The organism is Streptococcus sp. k-90 (assembly GCF_013277565.1).
Classification (GTDB): Bacteria; Bacillota; Bacilli; order Lactobacillales; family Streptococcaceae; genus Streptococcus.
On the sequence record NZ_VMNE01000014.1, the window covers coordinates 1 to 23676 of the forward strand.

At 40.0% G+C, this 23676-nt stretch carries 21 protein-coding genes and 1 other annotated feature; all 21 genes read left to right on the forward strand.

Features of this window, described 5'->3' with window-relative positions; all coding sequences use genetic code 11:
- Window positions 1-1887: DUF1542 domain-containing protein (locus HT734_RS04650; RefSeq protein ID WP_173308478.1), on the forward strand; the 1887-nt coding region annotated here is incomplete at its 5' end.
- A 402-nt stretch (window positions 1888-2289) separates the two neighbouring features.
- A complete protein-coding gene (locus HT734_RS04655) occupies window positions 2290-3243 on the forward strand; it encodes a competence protein CoiA family protein (protein WP_140834477.1) in 954 nt (317 codons plus the stop codon).
- An 18-nt stretch (window positions 3244-3261) separates the two neighbouring features.
- Window positions 3262-5064 carry an oligoendopeptidase F gene (gene pepF / locus HT734_RS04660; protein WP_000244150.1) on the forward strand — a complete coding sequence of 601 codons (1803 nt, stop codon included), beginning with the start codon at window positions 3262-3264 and terminating at the stop codon, window positions 5062-5064.
- A gap of 1 nt (window position 5065) precedes the next feature.
- Complete coding sequence (locus tag HT734_RS04665) at window positions 5066-5779, forward strand: O-methyltransferase (protein ID WP_153226065.1); 714 nt, start codon at window positions 5066-5068, stop codon at window positions 5777-5779.
- Between the two features lie 66 nt (window positions 5780-5845).
- On the forward strand, window positions 5846-6784 hold the full coding sequence (gene prsA / locus HT734_RS04670) for a peptidylprolyl isomerase PrsA (protein WP_000727948.1): 939 nt from the start codon (window positions 5846-5848) through the stop codon (window positions 6782-6784).
- 161 nt (window positions 6785-6945) lie between these two features.
- The gene (locus HT734_RS04675) at window positions 6946-8169 is read left to right on the forward strand and encodes an FtsW/RodA/SpoVE family cell cycle protein (RefSeq protein WP_000703375.1); all 1224 of its coding nucleotides are present in this window, start codon (window positions 6946-6948) and stop codon (window positions 8167-8169) included.
- A gap of 24 nt (window positions 8170-8193) precedes the next feature.
- A complete protein-coding gene (gene ppc, locus HT734_RS04680; protein WP_173277134.1) occupies window positions 8194-10890 on the forward strand; it encodes a phosphoenolpyruvate carboxylase in 2697 nt (898 codons plus the stop codon).
- 96 nt (window positions 10891-10986) lie between these two features.
- Window positions 10987-11204 (forward strand) — a binding site (T-box leader).
- Window positions 11205-11419: 215 nt separating this feature from the next.
- On the forward strand, window positions 11420-12415 hold the full coding sequence (trpX, locus tag HT734_RS04685) for a tryptophan ABC transporter substrate-binding protein (RefSeq protein ID WP_125451262.1): 996 nt from the start codon (window positions 11420-11422) through the stop codon (window positions 12413-12415).
- A gap of 75 nt (window positions 12416-12490) precedes the next feature.
- Window positions 12491-13357 carry an ABC transporter permease gene (locus HT734_RS04690; protein ID WP_173277132.1) on the forward strand — a complete coding sequence of 289 codons (867 nt, stop codon included), beginning with the start codon at window positions 12491-12493 and terminating at the stop codon, window positions 13355-13357.
- The gene (locus HT734_RS04695; RefSeq protein ID WP_173277130.1) at window positions 13354-14112 is read left to right on the forward strand and encodes an ABC transporter ATP-binding protein; all 759 of its coding nucleotides are present in this window, start codon (window positions 13354-13356) and stop codon (window positions 14110-14112) included. Before HT734_RS04690 ends, HT734_RS04695 begins: the two co-directional genes overlap by 4 nt.
- A gap of 217 nt (window positions 14113-14329) precedes the next feature.
- Window positions 14330-16090, forward strand: coding sequence for a DNA primase (gene dnaG / locus HT734_RS04700; RefSeq protein WP_240151615.1), 1761 nt, complete (start codon window positions 14330-14332; stop codon window positions 16088-16090).
- Window positions 16091-16092: 2 nt separating this feature from the next.
- Window positions 16093-17202, forward strand: a complete 1110-nt coding sequence (gene rpoD, locus HT734_RS04705; protein ID WP_000256769.1) for an RNA polymerase sigma factor RpoD — start codon at window positions 16093-16095, stop codon at window positions 17200-17202.
- Between the two features lie 14 nt (window positions 17203-17216).
- Window positions 17217-17546, forward strand: coding sequence for a metal-sulfur cluster assembly factor (locus HT734_RS04710; protein WP_000331925.1), 330 nt, complete (start codon window positions 17217-17219; stop codon window positions 17544-17546).
- 113 nt (window positions 17547-17659) lie between these two features.
- The gene (gene cpoA, locus HT734_RS04715) at window positions 17660-18703 is read left to right on the forward strand and encodes an alpha-galactosylglucosyldiacylglycerol synthase (RefSeq protein ID WP_188113870.1); all 1044 of its coding nucleotides are present in this window, start codon (window positions 17660-17662) and stop codon (window positions 18701-18703) included.
- A gap of 15 nt (window positions 18704-18718) precedes the next feature.
- Window positions 18719-20044, forward strand: coding sequence for a glycosyltransferase family 4 protein (locus HT734_RS04720; RefSeq protein WP_173277128.1), 1326 nt, complete (start codon window positions 18719-18721; stop codon window positions 20042-20044).
- A gap of 30 nt (window positions 20045-20074) precedes the next feature.
- Window positions 20075-20251, forward strand: a complete 177-nt coding sequence (locus HT734_RS04725; protein ID WP_025171705.1) for a PspC domain-containing protein — start codon at window positions 20075-20077, stop codon at window positions 20249-20251.
- Window positions 20252-20309: 58 nt separating this feature from the next.
- On the forward strand, window positions 20310-20444 hold the full coding sequence (locus HT734_RS04730) for a DUF4044 domain-containing protein (protein WP_000863859.1): 135 nt from the start codon (window positions 20310-20312) through the stop codon (window positions 20442-20444).
- Window positions 20445-20507: 63 nt separating this feature from the next.
- A complete protein-coding gene (gene obgE / locus HT734_RS04735) occupies window positions 20508-21818 on the forward strand; it encodes a GTPase ObgE (protein WP_173277126.1) in 1311 nt (436 codons plus the stop codon).
- A gap of 9 nt (window positions 21819-21827) precedes the next feature.
- Entirely contained in the window at window positions 21828-21983 is a 156-nt protein-coding gene (locus tag HT734_RS04740; RefSeq protein WP_173277125.1) for a hypothetical protein, read from the forward strand.
- Between the two features lie 411 nt (window positions 21984-22394).
- Window positions 22395-23036, forward strand: coding sequence for an amino acid ABC transporter permease (locus HT734_RS04745; protein WP_000120835.1), 642 nt, complete (start codon window positions 22395-22397; stop codon window positions 23034-23036).
- 9 nt (window positions 23037-23045) lie between these two features.
- On the forward strand, window positions 23046-23675 hold the full coding sequence (locus tag HT734_RS04750) for an amino acid ABC transporter ATP-binding protein (RefSeq protein WP_173277123.1): 630 nt from the start codon (window positions 23046-23048) through the stop codon (window positions 23673-23675).
- Window position 23676: the final 1 nt, after the last annotated feature.

Consider the following 23676-nt stretch of genomic DNA (forward strand, 5'->3'; position numbering starts at 1 on the left):
CTAGAAGCCATCCAAACAGCATCAGAAGCTAAGATTGCTTCAATTGATAAGAACGCTAAATTATCAGACGATGAAAAAGCAGCAGCGAAAGCCGAAGTAGCGAAAGCCGCTATCGCAGCCGTTAACGCTATCAATGAAGCGAAAGATCAAGAAGGCGTAGATGGCGCTCAAACTACAGGAGTTAAAGCAATTGAAGCAGTAACTCCAGTAGGTAAAGAGAAAGCGCTAGAAGCCATCCAAACAGCGTCAGAAGCTAAGATTGCCTCAATTGATAAGAATGCTAAATTGTCAGATGATGAAAAAGCAGCAGCGAAAGCCGAAGTAGCGCAAGCAGCCATCGCAGCTGTAAATGCTATCAATGAAGCGAAAAATCAAGATGGTGTAGATGCCGCTCAAACTACAGGAGTTAAAGCAATTGAAGCAGTAAATCCAGTAGGCAAAGAGAAAGCGCTAGAAGCCATCCAAACAGCGTCAGAAGCTAAGATTGCCTCAATTGATAAGAATGCTAAATTGTCAGACGATGAAAAAGCCGCAGCGAAAGCTGAAGTAGCGCAAGCAGCCCTCGCAGCCGTTAATGCTATTAATGAGGCGAAAGATCAAGAAGGCGTAGATGGCGCTCAAACTGCAGGAGTTAAAGCAATTGAAGCAGTAACTCCAGTAGGTAAAGAGAAAGCACTAGAAGCCATCCAAACAGCGTCAGAAGCTAAGATTGCCTCAATTGATAAGAATGCTAAATTATCCGACGATGAAAAAGCCGCAGCGAAAGCCGAAGTAGCGCAAGCAGCTATCGCAGCCGTAAATGCTATCAATGAAGCGAAAGATCAAGATGGTGTAGATGCCGCTCAAACTACAGGAGTTAAAGCAATTGAAGCAGTAAATCCAGTAGGTACAAGCAGTACAAATAGCGCAGGAAACGGTATTACACCACCAACTGTAGAAGTCCCAGCTTATACAGAACCAGTAGGCACAAGTAGTACAGATGGTGAAGGTAATGTTATTATTCCACCAACAGCAGAAGTTCCAGCCTATACAGATCCAGTAGGCACAAGTAGCACGGATGGCTCAGGCAATGTCATTACTCCACCAACTGTAGAGATTCCAGCCTACACAGATCCAGTAGGAACAAGCAGTGCAGATGGCTCAGGCAATGTCATTACGCCACCAACATTAGAAGTGCCAGCCTACACAGATCCAGTAGGAACAAGCAGTGCAGATGGCTCAGGCAATGTCATTACGCCACCAACATTAGAAGTGCCAGCCTACACAGATCCAGTAGGTACCAGCAGTACAGATGGCGATGGTAACGTTATTACCCCACCAACTGTCGAAGTGCCAGCGTATACAGATCCAGTAGGCACCAGCAGTACAGATGGCGAAGGTAATGTCATTACGCCACCGACTGTCGAAGTTCCAGCTTACACAGATCCAGTAGGTACAAGTAATACAGATGGCGATGGTAACGTTATTACCCCACCGACTGTCGAAGTGCCAGCGTATACAGATCCAGTAGGCACAAGTAGTACGGATGGCGCAGGCAACGTTATTACACCACCAACAGCAGAAGTCCCAGCCTATACAGAACCAGTAGGCACAAGCAGTACAGCTGGTGACGGCAACGTAGTTACGCCACCAACAGCAGAAGTCCCAGCCTATACAGGTAGTGTGAATGGTATTTCAGAAGAAATGCCAGCTCAGCCACATAAGGACGGCAGTGCTAATGAAATGTCAGATGGAACTCCAGTATCTGAAACTACAATAAATAAAGATCGACAACTTCCAAATACTGGTACAGCAGACTCTACAGTAGCTATGGTAGCAGCTGCAGCAAGTGCAGTACTTGGACTTGGTCTTGCAGGCCGTCGTCGTAAAGAAGACGAAGAAGCATAATTTATATATGAGTTAATCTAATCTTTTAGTAAAATCTGTATTTGATTTTATAGCTTATATAGAATTCCTTAAAAAATCTCCTAGTAGTCCATTGATTACTAGGAGATTATTTGTTAATTATGGCATAGTAAAATGAAACGGGAATAGTACGAAATAAATTCTTAATTATTGATAGAAATTTAATTTTATAGTAGATTGAAATTACTATAGTATATAACTTCTGCTAAAGTATTTCTAGAAATTAATTTGATTTCCCTAATAAATTTGTTCATATCTTATTTCAACTCACTATAATTCCCCAATCAATTCGCCTATACTTTATTTCGATTTACTATACTTTTCTTCTATAATTAAAAATACAATTATTAATTTTTTCGAATAATATAGAAAAGGAGGGAAATCATGTTTGTTGCGAGAGATGCTAGGGGACAGTTGGTAAATGTGTTAGAGAATAAGCTTGAGAAGCAAGCATACACCTGCCCAGCTTGTGGAGGTCAGCTCCGTTTGCGTCAAGGATCAAGTGTCCGAACCCATTTTGCCCACAAATCCTTAAAAGACTGTGAGTATTCCTCTGAAAATGAAAGTCCAGAACATCTGGCAAATAAAGAATCCCTTTATCACTGGTTGAAAAAAGAGGCAGAGGTACAATTAGAATACCCGTTTCCAGAGCTTAAACAGATTGCGGATGTATTTGTAAATGGTAATCTAGCTTTAGAAGTCCAGTGTAGTCCCTTACCACAAAAACTTCTTAAGGAGCGTAGTGAGGGTTATCGTAGTCAAGGTTACCAAGTACTGTGGTTGCTGGGACAAAAACTTTGGCTCAAGGAGCGATTGACTCGTCTACAAGAAGGTTTTCTTTATTTCAGTCAAAATATGGGCTTTTATGTTTGGGAAATAGACAAGGAAAAACAGCTTTTAAGACTCAAATACCTGATTCACCAAGATCTCCGAGGTAAACTCCATTATCAGATTAAGGAATTTCCCTATGGACAAGATAGTCTACTGGAGATATTACGTCTCCCCTATAAGAAACAAAAAATATCTCATTTTACAGTTTTTCAAGATAAGGATATCTGTCGCTATATCCGACAACAACTGTATTATCAAAATCCCATTTGGATGAAAGAACAAGCAGAAGCCTATCAAAAGGGAGAGAATATCCTGACTTATGAGCTAAAAGCATGGTATCCCCAAATTAGACCACTAGTGGGCAAATTTTTCCAGATTGAACAAGACTTGAATAGCTATTATCAGCATTTTTACACCTATTATCAAGAAAATCCTCAAAATGATTGGCAAAAGCTTTATCCACCAGCCTTTTATCAGCAATATTTCTTGAAAAATATGGTAGAATAGAAAGGATGGAGGAATCTAATGGTATTACAAAGAAATGAAATAAATGAAAAAGATACATGGGATCTATCAACGATCTATCCAACTGATCAGGCTTGGGAAGAAGCCTTAAAAGATTTAACAGAACAATTGGAGACAGTAGCCCAGTATGAAGGCCATCTCCTAGATAGTGCGGATAGCCTACTCGAAATCACTGAATTTTCTCTTGAGATGGAACGCCAGATGGAGAAGCTTTACGTTTATGCTCATATGAAGAACGATCAGGACACGCGTGAAGCCAAGTACCAAGAGTACTATGCCAAGGCCATGACTCTCTATAGCCAGCTAGACCAAGCCTTTTCATTCTATGAGCCTGAATTTATGGAAATTAGCGAAAAGCAGTATGCTGACTTTTTAGAAGCTCAACCAAAATTGCAGGTTTATCAACACTATTTTGACAAGCTTTTACAAGGCAAGGATCACGTTCTTTCACAACGCGAAGAAGAATTATTGGCTGGCGCTGGAGAAATCTTTGGTTCGGCAAGTGAAACCTTCGCTATCTTGGACAATGCGGATATTGTTTTCCCTTATGTTCTTGACGATGATGGTAAGGAAGTGCAGCTCTCTCATGGAACTTACACACGTTTGATGGAGTCTAAAAATCGTGAGGTGCGCCGTGGTGCCTATCAAGCCCTTTATGCGACTTACGAACAATTCCAACATACTTATGCCAAAACCTTGCAAACCAATGTTAAGGTGCAAAACTACCGAGCAAAAGTTCGCAACTATAAGAGTGCTCGTCATGCAGCCCTAGCGGCGAATTTTGTTCCAGAGAGTGTTTATGACAATTTGGTAGCAGCAGTTCGCAAGCATTTGCCCCTCTTGCATCGTTACCTTGAGCTTCGTTCAAAGATTTTGGGGATTTCAGACCTCAAGATGTACGATGTCTACACACCGCTTTCATCTGTTGAATACAGTTTTACCTACCAAGAAGCCTTGAAAAAGGCAGAAGATGCCTTGGCAGTCTTGGGTGAGGATTACTTGAGCCGTGTTAAACGTGCCTTCAGTGAGCGTTGGATTGATGTTTACGAAAATCAAGGCAAGCGTTCAGGTGCCTATTCTGGTGGTTCTTACGATACCAATGCCTTTATGCTCCTCAACTGGCAGGACAATCTAGACAATCTTTTTACACTTGTTCATGAAACAGGACACAGTATGCATTCAAGCTATACGCGTGAAACTCAGCCTTATGTTTACGGAGATTATTCTATCTTCTTGGCTGAAATTGCCTCAACTACCAATGAAAATATCTTGACGGAGAAATTATTGGAAGAAGTGGAAGACGACGCAACGCGCTTTGCTATTCTCAATAACTTCCTAGATGGTTTCCGTGGAACAGTTTTCCGCCAAACTCAATTTGCCGAGTTTGAACACGCTATTCACCAAGCGGATCAAAATGGGGAAGTCTTGACAAGCGATTTCCTAAATAAACTCTACGCAAACTTGAACCAAGAGTATTATGGTTTGAGTAAGGAAGACAATCCTGAAATCCAATACGAGTGGGCCCGCATCCCACACTTCTACTATAACTATTATGTATATCAATATTCAACAGGCTTTGCGGCCGCCTCAGCCCTGGCTGAAAAAATTGTCCATGGTAGTCAAGAAGACCGTGAGCGCTATATCGACTACCTCAAGGCAGGTAAATCTGACTATCCACTTAATGTCATGAGAAAAGCTGGTGTTGATATGGAGAAGGAAGACTATCTCAACGATGCCTTTGCAGTCTTTGAACGTCGTTTGAATGAGTTTGAAGCCCTTGTTGAAAAATTGGGATTGGCATAAGATGGTTGAATCGTATAGTAAAAATGCTAACCATAACATGCGTCGTCCTGTTGTCAAAGAAGAAATTGTTGACTTGATGCGCCAGCGTCAAAAGCAAATCACAGGATCCCTGAAAGAATTGGAAGACTTTGCTCGTAAGGAAAATATTCCCATCATCCCCCATGAAACGGTAGCTTATTTCCGTTTTCTCATGGAAACTATGCAACCTAAAAATATTCTGGAAATTGGGACGGCTATCGGTTTTTCAGCTCTCTTGATGTCAGAACATGCGCCAGATGCCAAAATTACAACCATTGACCGCAATCCAGAAATGATTGGTTTTGCCAAGGAAAATTTTGCCCAGTTTGACAGTCGTAAGCAAATCACGCTTTTAGAAGGAGATGCGGTAGATGTCTTATCTACCTTGACAGAGTCTTATGATTTTGTCTTTATGGATTCTGCTAAGTCTAAATACATCGTCTTTCTGCCAGAGATCCTCAAACACTTGGAAGTTGGTGGAGTGGTTGTCTTGGATGATATTTTCCAAGGTGGTGATGTTGCCAAGGATATCATGGAAGTTCGTCGAGGTCAGCGAACCATTTACAGAGGACTTCAAAGACTGTTTGATGCAACCTTAGACAATCCAGGACTCACAGCAACATTAGTACCTCTGGGGGACGGAATTCTCATGCTTCGTAAAAATGTAGCAGATGTTCAACTGCCTGAAAGCGAATGATTTTCAGAAAAATTTAAGAAAATATAGTAAAATAGATAGGGTAACACTTATCTCAAAGGAGTAGACATGAAGAAAAAACTATTGGCAGGTGCCATTACACTATTATCAGTAGCAACTTTAGCAGCTTGTTCGAAAGGTTCAGAAGGAGCAGACCTTATCAGCATGAAAGGAGATGTTATCACTGAACATCAGTTTTATGAGCAAGTGAAAAGTAATCCTTCAGCCCAACAAGTCTTGTTGAACTTGACCATCCAAAAAGTATTTGAGAAACAATACGGTTCAGAAGTAGATGAAAAAGAAGTCAACGACACTATTGCAGAAGAAGAAAAACAATATGGTGAGAACTACCAACGTGTCTTGTCACAAGCAGGAATGACCCTTGAAACACGTAAAGCTCAAATTCGTACAAGTAAATTAGTTGAGTTGGCAGTTAAAAAAGCAGCAGAAGCTGAATTGACAGATGATGCTTATAAGAAGGCCTTTGACGAGTACACTCCAGATGTAACGGCTCAAATCATCCGTTTGGACAATGAAGACAAGGCCAAAGAAATTCTTGAAAAAGCCAAAGCTAGTGATGCAGACTTTGCTCAATTAGCCAAAGATAATTCAACAGATGAGAAAACGAAAGCGAATGGTGGAGAAATCACCTTTGATTCTGCTTCAACAGAAGTACCAGAACAAGTTAAAAAAGCTGCTTTTGCTTTAGATGTAAATGGTGTTTCTGATGTCATCACAGCCACTGGCACACAAGCCTACAGCAGCCAATATTACATTGTAAAAGTCACTAAGAAAACAGAAAAATCATCTAATATCGATAACTACAAAGAAAAATTAAAAACTGTTATCTTGACTCAAAAACAAAATGATTCAACATTTGTTCAAAGTATTATCGGAAAAGAATTGCAAGCAGCCAATATCAAGGTTAAAGACCAAGCCTTCCAAAATATCTTTACCCAATATATCGGTGGTGGAGATTCAAGCTCAAGCAGTTCATCAAAAGAATAAAACAGAAAAGGGCCAAGTGCTCTTTTTCTTATGACAAAAATGGTCTATCTGATGGATAAGAGTTTTTTTCTTTCGGAAAAAATGGTATAATAGCAATCAAAACTAGAAAACAAACGGAATTTGGGAAGCAATTGTGTTGTTCTCATTAGATTGGTGATACTATGAAGATTAGTAAGAGGCACCTATTAAACTATTCTATTCTAGTTCCTTACTTACTGTTATCTATTTTGGGCTTGATTGTGGTTTATTCGACAACCAGTGCTATTTTAATTCAAGAAGGCCAAAGTGCACTGCAATTGGTCCGAAGTCAGGGACTATTTTGGATATTTAGTTTGATACTGATTGCCTTGATATATAAGTTGAAACTGAATTTTTTAAGAAACGAACGTCTTTTATTTATCGTTATGTTCGTTGAGCTGATTCTATTAGCTTTGGCTCGTTTGATTGGTATTCCGGTCAATGGAGCCTATGGCTGGATTTCAGTAGGACCTTTGACTATTCAGCCAGCCGAATATTTGAAAATTATTATTATTTGGTATTTAGCAAACAGATTTTCCAAACAACAAGAGGATATCGCTATTTATGACTTCCAAGTTTTGACACAAAATCAGTGGCTTCCTCGTGCTTTTAATGATTGGCGTTTTGTCCTCTTTGTACTGATTGGCAGCCTTGCTATTTTCCCAGATTTGGGGAATGCTACTATTCTAGCATTGGTAGCTTTGATTATGTATACAGTTAGTGGAATCGCTTATAGATGGTTTCTTGCTTTTTTTGGAATTTTAGTTGGAATTTCTGCCTTATCCTTATCACTTATTTCTTTTATAGGAGTTGATAAGTTTTCAAAAGTTCCAGTATTTGGATATGTAGCCAAGCGTTTCAGTGCTTATTTTAATCCCTTTGCTGATTTGGCAGGAGCAGGCCACCAACTTGCAAATTCCTACTTTGCCATGGTCAATGGTGGTTGGTTTGGTCTAGGTTTAGGAAATTCAATCGAAAAACGTGGCTATCTACCAGAAGCCCATACAGACTTTGTATTTTCAATTGTCATTGAAGAGTTTGGATTTGTGGGTGCCAGCTTGATTTTAGCACTTGTCTTTTTCCTCATTTTGCGAATTATCCTAGTAGGAATTCGTGCTAAGAATCCCTTTAATTCCATGATGGCGATTGGAGTTGGGGGGATGATGTTGGTACAGGTCTTTGTTAATATCGGTGGAATTTCTGGTATTATTCCTTCAACAGGGGTTACCTTCCCCTTCTTATCGCAAGGAGGGAACAGTCTCCTAGTCTTATCTGTAGCCATCGCCTTTGTCTTAAATATTGATGCAAGTGAAAAACGTGCCCAATTGTATGAGGAGTTAGAAGCTCACTCATCAAACTATATGTAGAGCTGATAGTGGAAAGGATTGCCTATGTCTCTTCAAAAATTAGAAAACTATAGTAATAAAGCTGTCGTGCAAGAAGAAGTATTGATTTTAACAGAATTGTTAGAAGATATTACTAAAAATATGCTTGCTCCAGAAACTTTTGAAAAAATCATGCAGTTGAAGGAATTATCAACTCAAGAAGATTATCAAGGCTTGAACCAATTGGTTACTAGCCTTACAAATGATGAAATGGCTTATATTTCACGCTATTTCTCTATCTTGCCTCTCTTGATTAATATTTCAGAAGACGTGGATTTGGCCTATGAAATCAACCATCAAAATAATATAGATCAAGATTATCTTGGTAAATTATCAGCAACGATTAAAATGGTTGCAGAAAAAGAAAATGCGGTTGAAATTTTAGAACATTTGAATGTTGTCCCTGTTTTGACAGCCCATCCAACACAAGTGCAACGTAAGAGTATGCTGGATTTGACTAACCATATCCACACCCTCTTGCGTAAGTACCGTGATGTGAAATTAGGCTTGATTAATAAGGAAAAATGGCATAATGATCTCCGTCGTTACATTGAGATTATCATGCAGACAGACATGATTCGTGAAAAGAAATTGAAAGTTACCAATGAAATCACGAATGTTATGGAATACTACAATAGTTCATTCCTGAAAGCTGTTCCTCATTTGACTGCTGAGTACAAGCGCCTGGCTAAAAAACATGGCTTGGAGTTGAAACATCCTAAACCAATTACCATGGGAATGTGGATTGGTGGAGACCGTGATGGGAATCCCTTTGTTACAGCAGATACCTTGAAACAATCTGCCATGACTCAGTGTGAAGTCATCATGAACTACTATGATGAAAAGATTTACCAACTTTATCGTGAATTCTCTCTCTCAACAAGTATTGTCAATGTCAGCAAGCAAGTCAGAGAAATGGCTCGCCAATCCAAGGATAACTCAATCTACCGTGAAAAAGAGCTTTACCGCCGTGCCTTGTTTGATATTCAATCAAAAATCCAAGCGACAAAAGCTTATCTGATTGAAGATAAGGAAGTTGGGGCTCGCTATGAAACGGCCAATGATTTTTATAAGGACTTAATTACCATTCGTGATTCCCTCTTGGAAAATAAGGGTGAAGCACTGATTTCTGGTGATTTTGTTGAGTTGATCCAGGCAGTTGAAATTTTTGGTTTCTATTTGGCATCTATTGACATGCGCCAAGATTCTAGTGTTCATGAGGCCTGCGTAGCTGAACTTTTGAAATCAGCAGGAATTCATTCGCGTTATAGCGAACTAAGTGAAGAAGAAAAATGCCAGCTTCTCTTGAAAGAATTAGAAGAAGATCCACGTATTCTTTCTGCCACTCACGTTGAAAAATCAGAGTTACTTGAAAAAGAATTGGCCATCTTTAAAGCTGCTCGTAAGTTGAAAGATAAGTTGGGTGATGATGTTATTCGTCAAACCATTATTTCACATGCAACCAGCGTATCAGATATGTTGGAATTGGCTATCTTGCTAAAAGAAGTAGGGTTAGTTGATAAAGAAAGAGCCCGTGTCCAAATCGTTCCTCTCTTTGAAACAATTGAGGACTTGGACCACTCAGAAGAAACTATGAGAGAATACCTTTCTCTTCCTCTTGCTAAGAAATGGATTGCTTCACGTAATAACTACCAAGAAATCATGCTTGGTTACTCTGATAGTAATAAAGATGGTGGCTACCTATCATCATGTTGGACCCTCTACAAGGCTCAACAACAATTGACTGCTATTGGAGATGAATTTGGCGTTAAGGTTACCTTCTTCCATGGCCGTGGTGGGACTGTCGGTCGTGGTGGTGGACCAACCTATGAAGCCATCACATCTCAACCGCTCAAGTCTATCAAGGATCGTATCCGTTTGACGGAGCAGGGTGAAGTAATTGGGAATAAATACGGTAACAAAGACGCAGCTTACTATAACCTTGAAATGCTAGTATCTGCAGCTATTAACCGTATGATTACGCAGAAGAAGAGCGACACCAATACATCCAATCGCTATGAAGCCATTATGGACCAAGTAGTAGACCGTAGTTATGATATCTACCGTGATTTAGTCTTTGGTAATGACCATTTCTATGATTATTTCTTTGAGTCAAGTCCAATTAAGGCTATTTCAAGCTTTAATATCGGTTCACGTCCAGCTGCTCGTAAGACCATTACAGAAATCGGTGGTTTGCGTGCTATTCCATGGGTCTTCTCATGGTCGCAAAGTCGTGTGATGTTCCCTGGCTGGTATGGAGTTGGTTCAAGCTTCAAAGAATTTATCGATAAAAATCCAGAGAATATCGCTATCTTACGAGATATGTATCAAAATTGGCCTTTCTTCCAATCACTTCTTTCAAACGTTGACATGGTCTTGTCAAAATCAAATATGAATATTGCTTTTGAATATGCCAAACTTTGTGAAGATGATCAAGTAAAAGCAATCTATGAGACTATTCTAAATGAATGGCAAGTTACCAAGGAAGTTATCTTGGCTATCGAAGGTTATGATGAACTTTTGGCTGAAAATCCATATCTAAAAGCAAGTTTAGATTATCGTATGCCATACTTTAATATTCTTAACTACATCCAGTTGGAGTTGATTAAACGTCAACGCCGAGGAGAATTATCAAGCGATCAAGAAAAATTAATCCATACAACCATCAACGGAATTGCAACAGGTCTTCGTAATTCAGGCTGATACCTATCAAACTTCCTCTTTTCTATAGGGGAAGTTTTTGAATATTTCAAAAAAATACTCAAAGAGTCTTGACAAGTAATTGAAAAATGATATAATTTAAACATTCAGAAAAGTAATCATACAAACTTTTTAGAGAGTCTGTGGTAGCTGAAAACAGATAAGTGGTGATGATGAAAATTGGGCTGGATGTTATTTAGAATTTGAAATCATAAAAATTCGGTGAGCACACCTTACAGTGCATCTCGTGATTGCGAGACAGAGCGATAGGGAAATTCCCTATAATTGAGGTGGTACCGCGCATCGACGTCCTCACACAAGTTTTTTGTGTGAGGACTTTTTGATGGAGGTTAGTATGGAAAGAAAACGATGGCGTCGCTTGTTTATACTCAATGAAAATCAAAAAGCAAACTAGGAAGCTAGCCGCAAGCTGTACTTGAGTACGGTAAGGCGACGCTGACGTGGTTTGAAGAGATTTTCGAAGAGTATTAGATAAGTGAAGTATTTTAAAGGAATAAAAAGGAGAAATAGAATGAAAAATAAACGTTTAATTGGAATTATCGCTGCGTTAGCAGTTTTAGTAGCAGGAAGCTTGATTTACTCTTCAATGAATAAGCCAGAAGCTAAGAATGAAAAGAAAGTTGCCAAAGTTGGTGTCCTTCAATTTGTGAGCCATCCATCTCTTGATTTGATTTATAAAGGAATCCAAGATGGACTTGCAGAAGAAGGCTATAAAGATGACCAAATTAAAATCGATTTTATGAACTCAGAAGGTGACCAAAGTAAGGTTGCGACAATGAGTAAACAATTGGTCGCAAATGGCAATGACCTTGTGGTTGGTATTGCAACACCAGCTGCTCAAGGATTGGCTAGTGCAACAAAAGACCTACCAGTTATCATGGCTGCTATTACAGACCCAATTGGTGCTAACTTGGTTAAAGATTTGAAAAAACCAGGTGGCAACATTACAGGGGTGTCTGACCACAATCCAGCTCAACAACAAGTTGAACTCATCAAGGCTCTTACACCAAATGTAAAAACAATCGGGGCCCTTTACTCAAGTAGCGAAGACAATTCAAAAACACAGGTCGAAGAATTTAAGGCTTATGCTGAAAAAGCAGGTTTGACAGTGGAAACATTCGCAGTTCCTTCAACAAATGAAATTGCTTCAACAGTTAACGTTATGACTAGCAAGGTCGATGCTATCTGGGTTCCAATTGATAACACCATTGCATCGGGATTTCCAACGGTTGTCTCTAGTAATCAAAGTTCTAAGAAGCCAATTTATCCAAGTGCTACTGCCATGGTAGAAATAGGTGGTTTGGCATCAGTTGTAGTTGACCAACATGACCTTGGTGTGGCAACAGGTAAAATGATTGCGCAAGTCTTGAAAGGTGCAAAACCGGCTGATACTCCAGTCAATGTCTTTTCAACTGGTAAGTCAGTAATTAACAAAAAATTGGCACAAGAGCTAGGTATTACGATTCCTGAATCTGTTCTAAAAGAAGCAGGACAAGTGATCGAATAATCTGTAATGGAGGAGTTGGGGACATCTCCTCCAATTTTTTACAATAGAAAGCATATAGAAAAGGTTAAGAAACAGATGATATTATCTATTATTTCTCAAGGATTTGTCTGGGCTATTCTAGGTCTGGGAATCTTTATGACATTTAGGATTTTGAACTTTCCAGATATGACGACAGAAGGTTCCTTCCCTCTTGGGGGAGCTGTTGCTGTCACTTTGATAACGAAAGGTGTGAATCCTTTTTTAGCAACTCTTATTGCTGTAGGAGCAGGTTGTTTGGCTGGTATGGCAACAGGACTTCTTTATACAAAAGGGAAGATCCCAACCTTGCTCTCAGGGATTTTGGTGATGACTTCCTGTCACTCTATCATGCTCTTGATTATGGGACGTGCAAATTTAGGATTGCTTGGAACCAAGCAAATCCAGGATGTTTTGCCTTTTGACTCGGATTTGAATCAACTTTTGACAGGTCTCATCTTTGTGAGTATTGTTATTGCTCTCATGCTCTTTTTCTTGGATACCAAACTCGGACAAGCCTATATTGCTACAGGTGACAATCCTGATATGGCTAGAAGTTTCGGGATTCATACTGGACGCATGGAGCTCATGGGATTGGTCTTATCAAATGGTGTGATTGCTCTTGCAGGTGCTCTCATTGCCCAGCAAGAAGGTTATGCTGATGTATCTCGAGGAATCGGGGTTATCGTTGTAGGTCTTGCAAGTTTGATTATTGGAGAAGTTATCTTCAAGAGTTTGAGCTTGGCAGAACGTCTGGTTACCATCGTTGTAGGTTCTATCGCCTATCAATTCTTAGTGTGGGCGGTTATCGCTCTTGGCTTTAATACAAGTTACCTTCGTTTATACAGTGCCGTGATTTTGGCAGTCTGTCTCATGATTCCAACATTTAAGCAAACAATCTTGAAAGGAGCCAAGTTAAGCAAATGACAGCAATTGTAGAATTAAAAAATGCAACCAAAATCGTTAAAAATGGCTTTGATGAAGAAAAGATTATTTTAAATGATGTTTCCTTAGAAATTTTTGAACAGGACTTTATCACGATTTTAGGTGGAAATGGTGCTGGGAAATCAACTCTCTTTAACACTATTGCAGGAACCTTGTCATTAACCAGTGGAACTATTCGTATCTTGGGTGAAGATGTTACCAAGTTTTCACCAGAGAAGCGTGCCAAGTACTTGTCTCGTGTTTTCCAAGATCCCAAGATGGGAACAGCTCCTCGTATGACGGTTGCTGAAAATCTTTTAATTGCCAAGTTTCGTGGTGAAAAGCGTGGATTGTTACCACGACGCTTGACTAGCTATAAGGATGAGTTTCAGGCAACCATTGAAAAAGTAGGGAATGGTCTTGAGAGACATTTGAATACACCGATTGAGTTCTTATCAGGTGGACAAAGACAGGCTTTGAGTCTCTTGATGGCAACCTTGAAGCGACCTGAATTACTCCTGTTAGACGAGCATACTGCTGCCCTTGATCCAAAGACCAGTGTGGCCTTGATGGAATTGACAGATGAATTTGTCAAGAAAGATCAGCTGACAGCCCTTATGATTACTCATCATATGGAAGATGCTCTCAAATATGGCAATCGCTTGATTGTCATGAAAGAAGGACGGATTATCCAAGATTTAAACCAAGAAGAAAAAGCAAAAATGAAAATCTCAGACTACTATCAATTATTTGAATAGATAAACTTTATTTTCATCAAAAAATAGAGAAGAAAAACTTAGAAGCGTTAAAGTGTTTCTGAGTTTTTTTAACTTTCTTTAACTTTCTTTAACTTTCTTTTCTATCTAGAAAAATAAGGCAAAGATAATTACGGAAAGCGTATGAAATGGTTTACTTTTTTTCAGAAATAAGCTATACTAGTTTACGTAAAACTATGATAAAATGGAGGTATTGTGTATGGTTGACAAACAAGTCATTGAAGAAATCAAAAACAATGCCAACATTGTGGAAGTCATAGGAGATGTGATTTCTTTACAAAAGGCAGGACGGAACTATCTAGGGCTCTGTCCTTTTCATGGTGAAAAAACACCTTCTTTCAACGTTGTAGAGGATAAGCAGTTTTATCACTGTTTTGGTTGTGGTCGCTCGGGTGATGTCTTTAAGTTTATCGAAGAGTACCAAGGGGTTCCCTTTATGGAGGCTGTCCAAATCTTAGGTCAGCGTGTGGGGATTGAGGTTGAAAAACCGCTTTATAGTGAACAGAAATCAGCTTCACCCCACCAAGATCTTTATGATATGCACGAAGATGCGGCTAAATTTTATCATGCTATTCTCATGACAACGACCATGGGGGAAGAGGCTAGAAACTACCTTTATCAGCGTGGTTTGACAGATGAAGTGCTCAAGCATTTTCGGATTGGTTTAGCACCTCCAGAACGAAACTATCTCTATCAACGTTTGTCTGGTCAGTATCGTGATGAGGATTTTCTAGATTCAGGGCTATTTTACCTATCAGATGCCAATCAATTTGTAGACACTTTTCACAATCGCATCATGTTTCCCTTGACCAATGATCAGGGAAAGGTCATTGCCTTCTCAGGTCGTATCTGGCAGAAAACGGATTCACAAACTTCTAAGTATAAAAATAGCCGATCGACTGCAATTTTTAACAAAAGTTACGAATTATATCATATGGATAGGGCAAAAAAATCTTCTGGGAAAGCCAGTGAGATTTATCTGATGGAAGGATTCATGGATGTCATTGCAGCCTATCGGGCTGGAATCGAAAACGCTGTAGCGTCTATGGGAACGGCCTTAAGTCGTGAGCATGTTGAGCATCTGAAAAGGTTAACCAAGAAGTTGGTTCTTGTTTACGATGGCGATAAGGCTGGGCAAGCTGCGACATTGAAAGCACTGGATGAAATTGGTGATATGCCTGTGCAGATTGTCAGCATGCCTGATAACTTGGATCCTGATGAGTATCTACAAAAAAATGGACCAGAAGACTTGACCTATCTATTAACGAAAACTCGTATTAGTCCGATTGAGTTCTACATTCACCAGTACAAGCCTGAAAACAGTGAAAATCTGCAGGCCCAGATTGAGTTTATTGAAAAAATAGCTCCCTTGATTGTTCAAGAAAAGTCCATCACTGCTCAAAACAGCTATATTCATATTTTAGCTGACAGTCTGGCATCCTTTGATTATGCCCAGATTGAGCAGATTGTTAATGAGAGTCGTCAGGCGCAAAGGCAGAATCGCATGGAAGGAATTTCCAGACCGACGCCAATCACTATGCCTGTCACCAAGCAGTTATCGGCTATTATGAGGGCAGAAGCCCATCTACTTTATCGAATGGTGGAATCCCCTCTTGTTTTGAACGATTACCGCTTGCGAGAAGACTTTGCATTTGATACACCTGAATTTCAGGTCCTATATGACTTGCTTGGTCAGTATGGCAATCTTCCTCCAGAAGTTCTAGCAGAACAGACAGAGGAAGTTGAAAGAGCTTGGTACCAAGTCTTAGCTCAGGATTTGCCTGCTGATATGTCACCGCAGGAACTTAGTGAAGTAGAAATGACTCGAAACAAGGCTCTCTTGAATCAGGACAATATGAGAATCAAAAAGAAGGTGCAGGAAGCTAGCCATGTAGGAGATACAGACACAGCCCTAGAAGAATTGGAACGTTTAATTTCCCAAAAGAGAAGAATGGAGTAATAATGGTAACAAAACAAAAAGAAGTAACAACATTTGACGTACAAGTAGCAGAATTTATCCGTAATCATAAGCAAAAAGGGACAGCAACAGATGATGAAATCAATGCTAGTCTTGTCGTTCCCTTTACCTTGGACGCTGATGGGATTGAAGATCTCTTGCAACGGATTCAAGATGCAGGAATTTCGATCACAGATAACGAAGGAAATCCAAGTGCGCGTGTTCTTAGTGCTGAAGAAGAACCAGAACTTAGCGATGAGGATTTGATTGGATCAACTTCGGCTAAGGTCAATGACCCTGTCCGTATGTACTTGAAAGAAATCGGGGTCGTTCCTCTTTTGACCAATGAAGAGGAAAAAGAATTAGCACTAGCTGTTGAAGCTGGTGATATCGAAGCCAAACAACGTCTTGCGGAAGCCAACCTTCGTTTGGTTGTTTCTATTGCTAAACGCTATGTCGGCCGTGGTATGCAGTTCCTTGACTTGATTCAAGAAGGGAACATGGGCTTGATGAAGGCGGTTGACAAGTTTGATTATTCTAAAGGATTCAAGTTTTCAACTTACGCAACTTGGTGGATTCGTCAGGCTATTACTCGTGCTATTGCGGATCAAGCTCGTACTATCCGTATCCCAGTTCACATGGTTGAAACCATCAATAAATTGGTTCGTGAACAGCGTAATCTTCTTCAAGAATTGGGACAAGACCCAACGCCAGAACAAATCGCTGAACGTATGGATATGACTCCAGACAAGGTTCGTGAAATCTTGAAGATTGCCCAAGAACCAGTATCTCTTGAAACACCAATCGGTGAAGAGGACGATAGCCACCTTGGAGACTTTATCGAAGATGAAGTGATTGAAAATCCAGTGGATTATACGACTCGTATCGTCTTGCGTGAGCAGTTGGATGAGGTCTTGGATACTCTTACAGACCGTGAAGAAAATGTTTTGCGTCTGCGTTTTGGGTTAGATGATGGGAAAATGCGTACCCTTGAAGATGTGGGTAAAGTCTTTAACGTGACTCGTGAGCGTATCCGTCAGATTGAAGCCAAGGCTTTGAGAAAATTACGTCAACCAAGTCGTAGCAAACCGCTTCGTGATTTTATTGAAGACTAAGAGTGAGGATAAATATGGCTTATACAGAAGAGCAAATTGAAAACATCAAAACACGAATTTTATCAGCCTTGGAAGAAGTTATTGACCCTGAGTTGGGAATCGATATTGTAAATCTTGGTTTGATTTATGAGATTCGTTTTGATGGCGACACAGGGCAAACAGAGATTGATATGACTTTGACAACTATGGGTTGTCCCCTAGCTGACCTTTTGACGGATCAGATTTATGATGCCATGACAGAGGTGCCAGAAGTAACGGATACTGAGGTCAAATTAGTCTGGTATCCAGCCTGGACAGTTGAAAAAATGAGTCGCTATGCCCGCATTGCCCTAGGCATTAAGTAATCATATAAAATATGTGAGAGACCATTGGAAGAGCGAGGAAATTTCCCCTCTTTTCCTCTAGTCTCTCCTTTCTTTTGCTGATTTTATTCCAAGAAAATGATATAATAGTAGTCATGGAAAAAAAGAAATTACGCATCAATATGTTGAGTTCAAGTGAGAAAGTAGCAGGACAAGGAGTTTCAGGTGCCTACCGTGAATTAGTTCGTCTTCTTCACCGTGATGCCAAGGACCAATTGATTGTTACAGAAAATCTTCCAATAGAGGCAGATGTGACTCACTTTCATACAATTGATTTCCCCTATTATTTATCAACCTTCCAAAAGAAACGCTCAGGAAGGAAAATTGGCTATGTGCACTTCTTGCCTGATACACTTGAGGGGAGTTTGAAAATTCCATTTTTCTTAAAGGGAATTGTTAAACGCTATGTATTTTCTTTTTACAACCGAATGGAGCACTTGGTTGTTGTTAATCCTATGTTTATTGAGGATTTGGTGGCAGCTGGTATTCCACGTGAAAAAGTGACCTATATTCCTAACTTTGTCAATAAGGAAAAATGGCATCCCCTTCCACAAGAAGAGGTAGCTAGACTGCGAACAGAACTTGGCGTTAGTGACAATCGGTTTATCGTAGTAGGTGCTGGTCAAGTTCAGAAACGTAAAGGGATTGATGACTTTATTCGTCTGGCTGAGGAATTGCCTCAGATTACCTTTATCTGGGCTGGTGGTTTCTCTTTTGGTGGTATGACAGATGGTTATGAACGCTATAAGAAAATGATGGACAATCCCCCTAAAAATTTAATGTTTCCAGGTATTGTATCGCCAGAGCGTATGCGCGAATTATATGCCCTAGCGGATCTTTTCTTGTTACCTAGTTACAATGAGCTCTTTCCTATGACTATTTTAGAGGCGGCTAGTTGCGAGGCTCCTATTATGTTGCGTGATTTGGATCTCTATAAGGTGATTTTGGAGGGAAATTATCGGGCGACAGCAGATAGAGAAGAGATGAAAGAAGCTATTCTGGAATATCAAGCGAATCCTGCTGCCTTAAAAGATTTGAAAGAAAAAGCTAAGAATATTTCTAGAGAGTATTCTGAAGAGCATCTATTACAAATCTGGTTGGACTTTTATGAGAAACAAGCCGCTTTAGGGAGAAAGTAAAAAGTGAGGTAATCTATGCGAATTGGTTTATTTACAGATACCTATTTTCCTCAGGTTTCTGGTGTTGCGACCAGTATTCGAACTCTGAAAACAGAACTTGAAAAGCAGGGACATGTTGTTTTTATCTTTACGACGACGGATAAGGATGTCAATCGCTATGAAGATTGGCAAATTATCCGTATTCCAAGTGTTCCCTTCTTTGCTTTTAAGGATCGCCGCTTTGCCTACCGAGGATTTAGCAAGGCGCTTGAAATTGCCAAACAGTATCAACTGGATGTTATCCATACTCAGACAGAATTTTCTCTTGGTTTGTTGGGGATTTGGATTGCGCGTGAATTGGAAATTCCCGTCCTTCATACCTATCACACCCAGTATGAAGACTACGTGCATTATATTGCTAAGGGGATGTTGATTCGTCCTAGTATGGTCAAGTATCTGGTCAGAGGTTTCCTGCATGATGTGGATGGGGTTATTTGTCCGAGTGAGATTGTCCGTGACTTGCTATCTGACTATAAGGTCAAGGTTGAAAAGAGGGTCATTCCAACTGGAATTGAATTAGCTAAGTTTGAGCGTCCAGAAATCAAGCAAGAAAATTTAAAAGAACTGCGTAGTAAATTAGGAATTCAAGATGATGAAAAGATGTTGCTCAGTCTTTCCAGAATTTCCTATGAAAAAAATATTCAAGCAGTATTAGCAGCCTTTGCAGAAGTTCTGATAGAGGAAGACAAGGTCAAACTGGTGGTAGCTGGGGATGGTCCTTATCTGGATGACCTTAAAGAACAAGCCCAGAAACTAGAGATTCAAGACTCCGTTATCTTTACAGGGATGATTGCTCCTAGTGAGACGGCTCTTTACTATAAGGCGGCAGATTTCTTCATCTCGGCATCGACAAGTGAAACGCAAGGTTTGACATACTTGGAAAGCTTAGCTAGTGGAACGCCTGTCATTGCTCACGGAAATCCTTATCTGGACAATCTTATCAGTGATAAAATGTTTGGAACCTTGTATTACGGTGAACATGATTTGGCTGGAGCTATTTTAGAGGCTCTAATTGCAACGCCAGATATGAATGAGCATACCTTATCAGAAAAACTATACGAGATTTCAGCTGAGAACTTTGGAAAACGGGTGCATGAATTTTATTTGGATGCCATTATTTCAAATAATTTCGAGAAAGATTTAGCCAAAGATGATACGGTTAGTCAGCGTATCTTTAAGACAGTTCTGTACCTTCCGCAACAGGTGGTTGCTGTACCGGTAAAAGGCTCTAGACGGATGCTAAAGGCATCAAAAACACAGCTGATTAGCATGAGAGATTATTGGAAAGACCGTGAAGAATAGAAAAGAGGAAAAGCTATGAAAAAACAATTAATGAGAAGTGGTCGTGATAAAAAGATTGCTGGTGTTTGTGCCGGGGTGGCCTATTATCTAGATATGGATCCGACTATTGTTCGAGTTATTTGGGGTGTCCTTGCTTGCTGTTACGGAGCTGGAATTGTAGCTTATATCATTTTATGGATTATTGCACCAGTAGCAAGTGACTATTGAAAACTAGCTCAATTCATGCTAAGATAATAGAAAATAGAATGTAACGAAGGAGAGAAAAATGGCATTTGGAGATAATGGAAATCGTAAAAAAACTATGTTTGAGAAAATAACCTTGTTTATCGTGATTATCATGCTAGTAGCAAGTTTATTGGGAATTTTTGCAACTGCAATTGGTGCCCTCAGTAATCTATAAAATAGATTCAAGAAAATTTTGTGACTGGGATTTCCCAGCCCTTTTTTAAAGTGAGAAGAAAAAATGAGTATGTTTTTAGATACAGCCAAGATCAAGGTCAAGGCTGGTAATGGTGGTGATGGCATGGTTGCCTTTCGCCGTGAAAAATATGTCCCTAATGGTGGTCCTTGGGGTGGTGATGGTGGTCGTGGAGGTAATGTAGTCTTTGTTGTAGATGAAGGGTTACGTACCTTGATGGATTTCCGCTACAATCGTCATTTCAAGGCTGATTCTGGTGAAAAAGGGATGACCAAAGGGATGCATGGTCGTGGTGCTGATGACCTTAGAGTTCGAGTGCCACAAGGTACGACTGTTCGTGATGCAGAGACTGGCAAGGTCTTAACAGATTTGATTGAACATGGGCAAGAATTTATCGTTGCTCACGGTGGACGTGGTGGACGTGGAAATATCCGCTTTGCGACACCAAAAAATCCTGCACCTGAAATCTCTGAAAATGGAGAGCCAGGTCAGGAACGTGAGTTACAATTGGAACTAAAAATCTTGGCAGATGTCGGTTTAGTAGGTTTCCCATCTGTAGGGAAATCAACACTTTTAAGTGTTATCACATCTGCTAAACCAAAAATCGGTGCCTACCATTTTACGACTATTGTACCAAATCTAGGAATGGTTCGTACCCAATCAGGTGAATCCTTTGCAGTAGCCGATCTGCCAGGTTTGATTGAAGGGGCTAGTCAAGGTGTTGGTCTGGGGACCCAGTTCCTCCGTCACATCGAGCGTACACGTGTTATCCTCCATATCATTGATATGTCAGCTAGTGAAGGCCGTGACCCTTATGAGGACTATCTTGCTATTAACAAGGAATTGGAGTCATACAATCTTCGCCTCATGGAACGTCCACAGATTATCGTAGCCAACAAAATGGACATGCCTGAGAGTCAGGAAAATCTTGCAGAATTTAAGAAAAAATTAGCTGAAAACTACGATGAATTTGAAGAGTTACCAGCAATCTTCCCGATTTCTGGTTTGACCAAGCAAGGTCTGGCAACGCTCTTGGATGCTACAGCTGAATTGTTAGACAAGACACCAGAATTCTTACTATACGACGAGTCAGATATGGAAGAAGAAGCTTACTATGGCTTTGACGAGGAAGAGAAAGCATTTGAAATTAGTCGTGATGATGATGCAACATGGGTGCTTTCTGGTGAAAAACTCATGAAACTCTTTAATATGACTAACTTTGATCGTGACGAATCAGTCATGAAATTTGCCCGTCAATTACGTGGTATGGGTGTTGATGAAGCCCTTCGTGCGCGTGGTGCTAAAGATGGTGACTTGGTCCGCATTGGTAAATTTGAGTTTGAATTTGTAGACTAGGAGATTGGTATGGGAGATAAACCGATATCTTTCCGAGATGCGGATGGCAATTTTGTTTCCGCCGCAGACGTTTGGAATGAAAAGAAATTGGAAGAACTATTTAATCGTCTCAATCCAAATCGTGCCCTGAGATTGGCACGAACCAAAAATGAAAATCCATCTTAAATAAGGAAAATAAAACTCTAATTATCAGTCCAGTTAACTGTAACAAATAGAAGCTAAGATCGAGAAAGGGCAAAATTTGTTCTTTCTTTTTGTATGCTTATACTCTTCGAAAATTTCTTCAAACGACGTCAGCGTCGCCTTACCGTACTCAAGTACAGCTTGCGGCTAGCTTCCTAGTTTGCTTTTTAATTTTAATTGAGTATCAGTTATAGTAGAGTGGAATAGAATATGGACAAATAGATTAGGGAATTCAAATCAAATGTCTAACAAGGCTCTAGAAGTTATGTTATTCTATTCTAGATTCAAAAAACTACACTTTTTCTGTTAAAAAAAGAATTTTTTTACAAAAATGATTGGTTATTTAGTTTATTTATGCTATAATAGGAACAATTATTTTTAGGAGGTGCTAGTATGTCTTATTTGTTTGAGATATTACCGAGTTTATTGAGCGGTGCAAGCATGACTTTACAGGTGTTTGCACTGGTCTTGATTTTTTCTATTCCTTTGGGCGTTTTGATTGCCTTTGCCTTGCAAGTCCATTGGAAGCTCCTCCATCATCTGATTAACATTTATATCTGGATTATGCGGGGCACACCCTTGCTCTTACAATTGATCTTTATCTATTATGTGCTCCCGAGTATTGGGATTCGTTTGGATCGCCTTCCTGCGGCCATTATTGCCTTTGTTCTAAATTATGCGGCTTACTTTGCTGAAATCTTCCGTGGGGGAATTGATACCATTCCTAAAGGTCAATATGAAGCTGCTAAGGTTTTGAAGTTTAGTCCCTTTGACACAGTTCGCTATATTATCTTACCTCAGGTAACCAAGATTGTTCTTCCTAGCGTGTTTAATGAAGTTATGAGTTTGGTCAAGGATACCTCTCTGGTCTATGCTCTAGGTATTTCTGACCTTATCTTGGCTAGTCGAACAGCTGCCAACCGTGATGCTAGCCTGGTTCCTATGTTCTTGGCAGGAGCCATTTACTTGATTTTGATTGGTATTGTGACCATTCTTGCCAAAAAAGTTGAGAAGAAGTATAGTTACTATAGATAGGAGGCAACCATGTTAGAATTACGAAATATCAATAAGGGATTTGGTGAAAAGCAAATTTTGTCCAATTTTAGTTTAAGAATTCCTGAAAAGCAAATCCTGGCTATCGTTGGGCCTTCTGGTGGAGGTAAGACAACTCTCTTACGTATGCTTGCGGGTCTTGAAACCATTGATTCAGGGCAAATCTTTTATAATGGAGAACCTTTAGAACTGGATGAATTGGAGAAGCGGAATTTACTGGGATTTGTATTCCAAGATTTTCAACTTTTCCCTCATTTATCAGTTTTAGATAATTTGACCTTATCACCTGTGAAGACTATGGGGATGAAGCAGGAAGAGGCTGAGAAGAAGGCGCGAGGGCTTTTGGAACAGTTAGGACTGGCTGGTCATGCAGACGCCTATCCCTTCTCACTATCTGGTGGGCAAAAGCAACGGGTGGCCTTGGCGCGTGCTATGATGATTGACCCAGAAATCATTGGCTACGATGAACCAACTTCTGCTCTGGATCCAGAATTGCGCTTGGAAGTGGAAAAACTGATCTTGCAAAATAGGGACCTTGGTATGACGCAGATTGTTGTTACCCATGATTTACAATTCGCTGAAAATATCGCAGATCAAATTCTCAAGGTTGAGCCCAAGTAGG

Coding starts and splice junctions, on each gene's coding strand:
- HT734_RS04665 (WP_153226065.1), top strand. CDS start 5,066: ATGGTTGAATCGTATAGTAAAAATGCTAACCATAACATGCGTCGTCCT.
- HT734_RS04730 (WP_000863859.1), top strand. CDS start 20,310: ATGGCATTTGGAGATAATGGAAATCGTAAAAAAACTATGTTTGAGAAA.
- HT734_RS04695 (WP_173277130.1), top strand. CDS start 13,354: ATGACAGCAATTGTAGAATTAAAAAATGCAACCAAAATCGTTAAAAAT.
- ppc (WP_173277134.1), top strand. CDS start 8,194: ATGTCTCTTCAAAAATTAGAAAACTATAGTAATAAAGCTGTCGTGCAA.
- HT734_RS04745 (WP_000120835.1), top strand. CDS start 22,395: ATGTCTTATTTGTTTGAGATATTACCGAGTTTATTGAGCGGTGCAAGC.
- HT734_RS04750 (WP_173277123.1), top strand. CDS start 23,046: ATGTTAGAATTACGAAATATCAATAAGGGATTTGGTGAAAAGCAAATT.
- prsA (WP_000727948.1), top strand. CDS start 5,846: ATGAAGAAAAAACTATTGGCAGGTGCCATTACACTATTATCAGTAGCA.
- HT734_RS04710 (WP_000331925.1), top strand. CDS start 17,217: ATGGCTTATACAGAAGAGCAAATTGAAAACATCAAAACACGAATTTTA.
- trpX (WP_125451262.1), top strand. CDS start 11,420: ATGAAAAATAAACGTTTAATTGGAATTATCGCTGCGTTAGCAGTTTTA.
- HT734_RS04690 (WP_173277132.1), top strand. CDS start 12,491: ATGATATTATCTATTATTTCTCAAGGATTTGTCTGGGCTATTCTAGGT.
- pepF (WP_000244150.1), top strand. CDS start 3,262: ATGGTATTACAAAGAAATGAAATAAATGAAAAAGATACATGGGATCTA.
- HT734_RS04720 (WP_173277128.1), top strand. CDS start 18,719: ATGCGAATTGGTTTATTTACAGATACCTATTTTCCTCAGGTTTCTGGT.
- cpoA (WP_188113870.1), top strand. CDS start 17,660: ATGGAAAAAAAGAAATTACGCATCAATATGTTGAGTTCAAGTGAGAAA.
- obgE (WP_173277126.1), top strand. CDS start 20,508: ATGAGTATGTTTTTAGATACAGCCAAGATCAAGGTCAAGGCTGGTAAT.
- HT734_RS04725 (WP_025171705.1), top strand. CDS start 20,075: ATGAGAAGTGGTCGTGATAAAAAGATTGCTGGTGTTTGTGCCGGGGTG.
- rpoD (WP_000256769.1), top strand. CDS start 16,093: ATGGTAACAAAACAAAAAGAAGTAACAACATTTGACGTACAAGTAGCA.
- HT734_RS04675 (WP_000703375.1), top strand. CDS start 6,946: ATGAAGATTAGTAAGAGGCACCTATTAAACTATTCTATTCTAGTTCCT.
- HT734_RS04740 (WP_173277125.1), top strand. CDS start 21,828: ATGGGAGATAAACCGATATCTTTCCGAGATGCGGATGGCAATTTTGTT.
- dnaG (WP_240151615.1), top strand. CDS start 14,330: ATGGTTGACAAACAAGTCATTGAAGAAATCAAAAACAATGCCAACATT.
- HT734_RS04655 (WP_140834477.1), top strand. CDS start 2,290: ATGTTTGTTGCGAGAGATGCTAGGGGACAGTTGGTAAATGTGTTAGAG.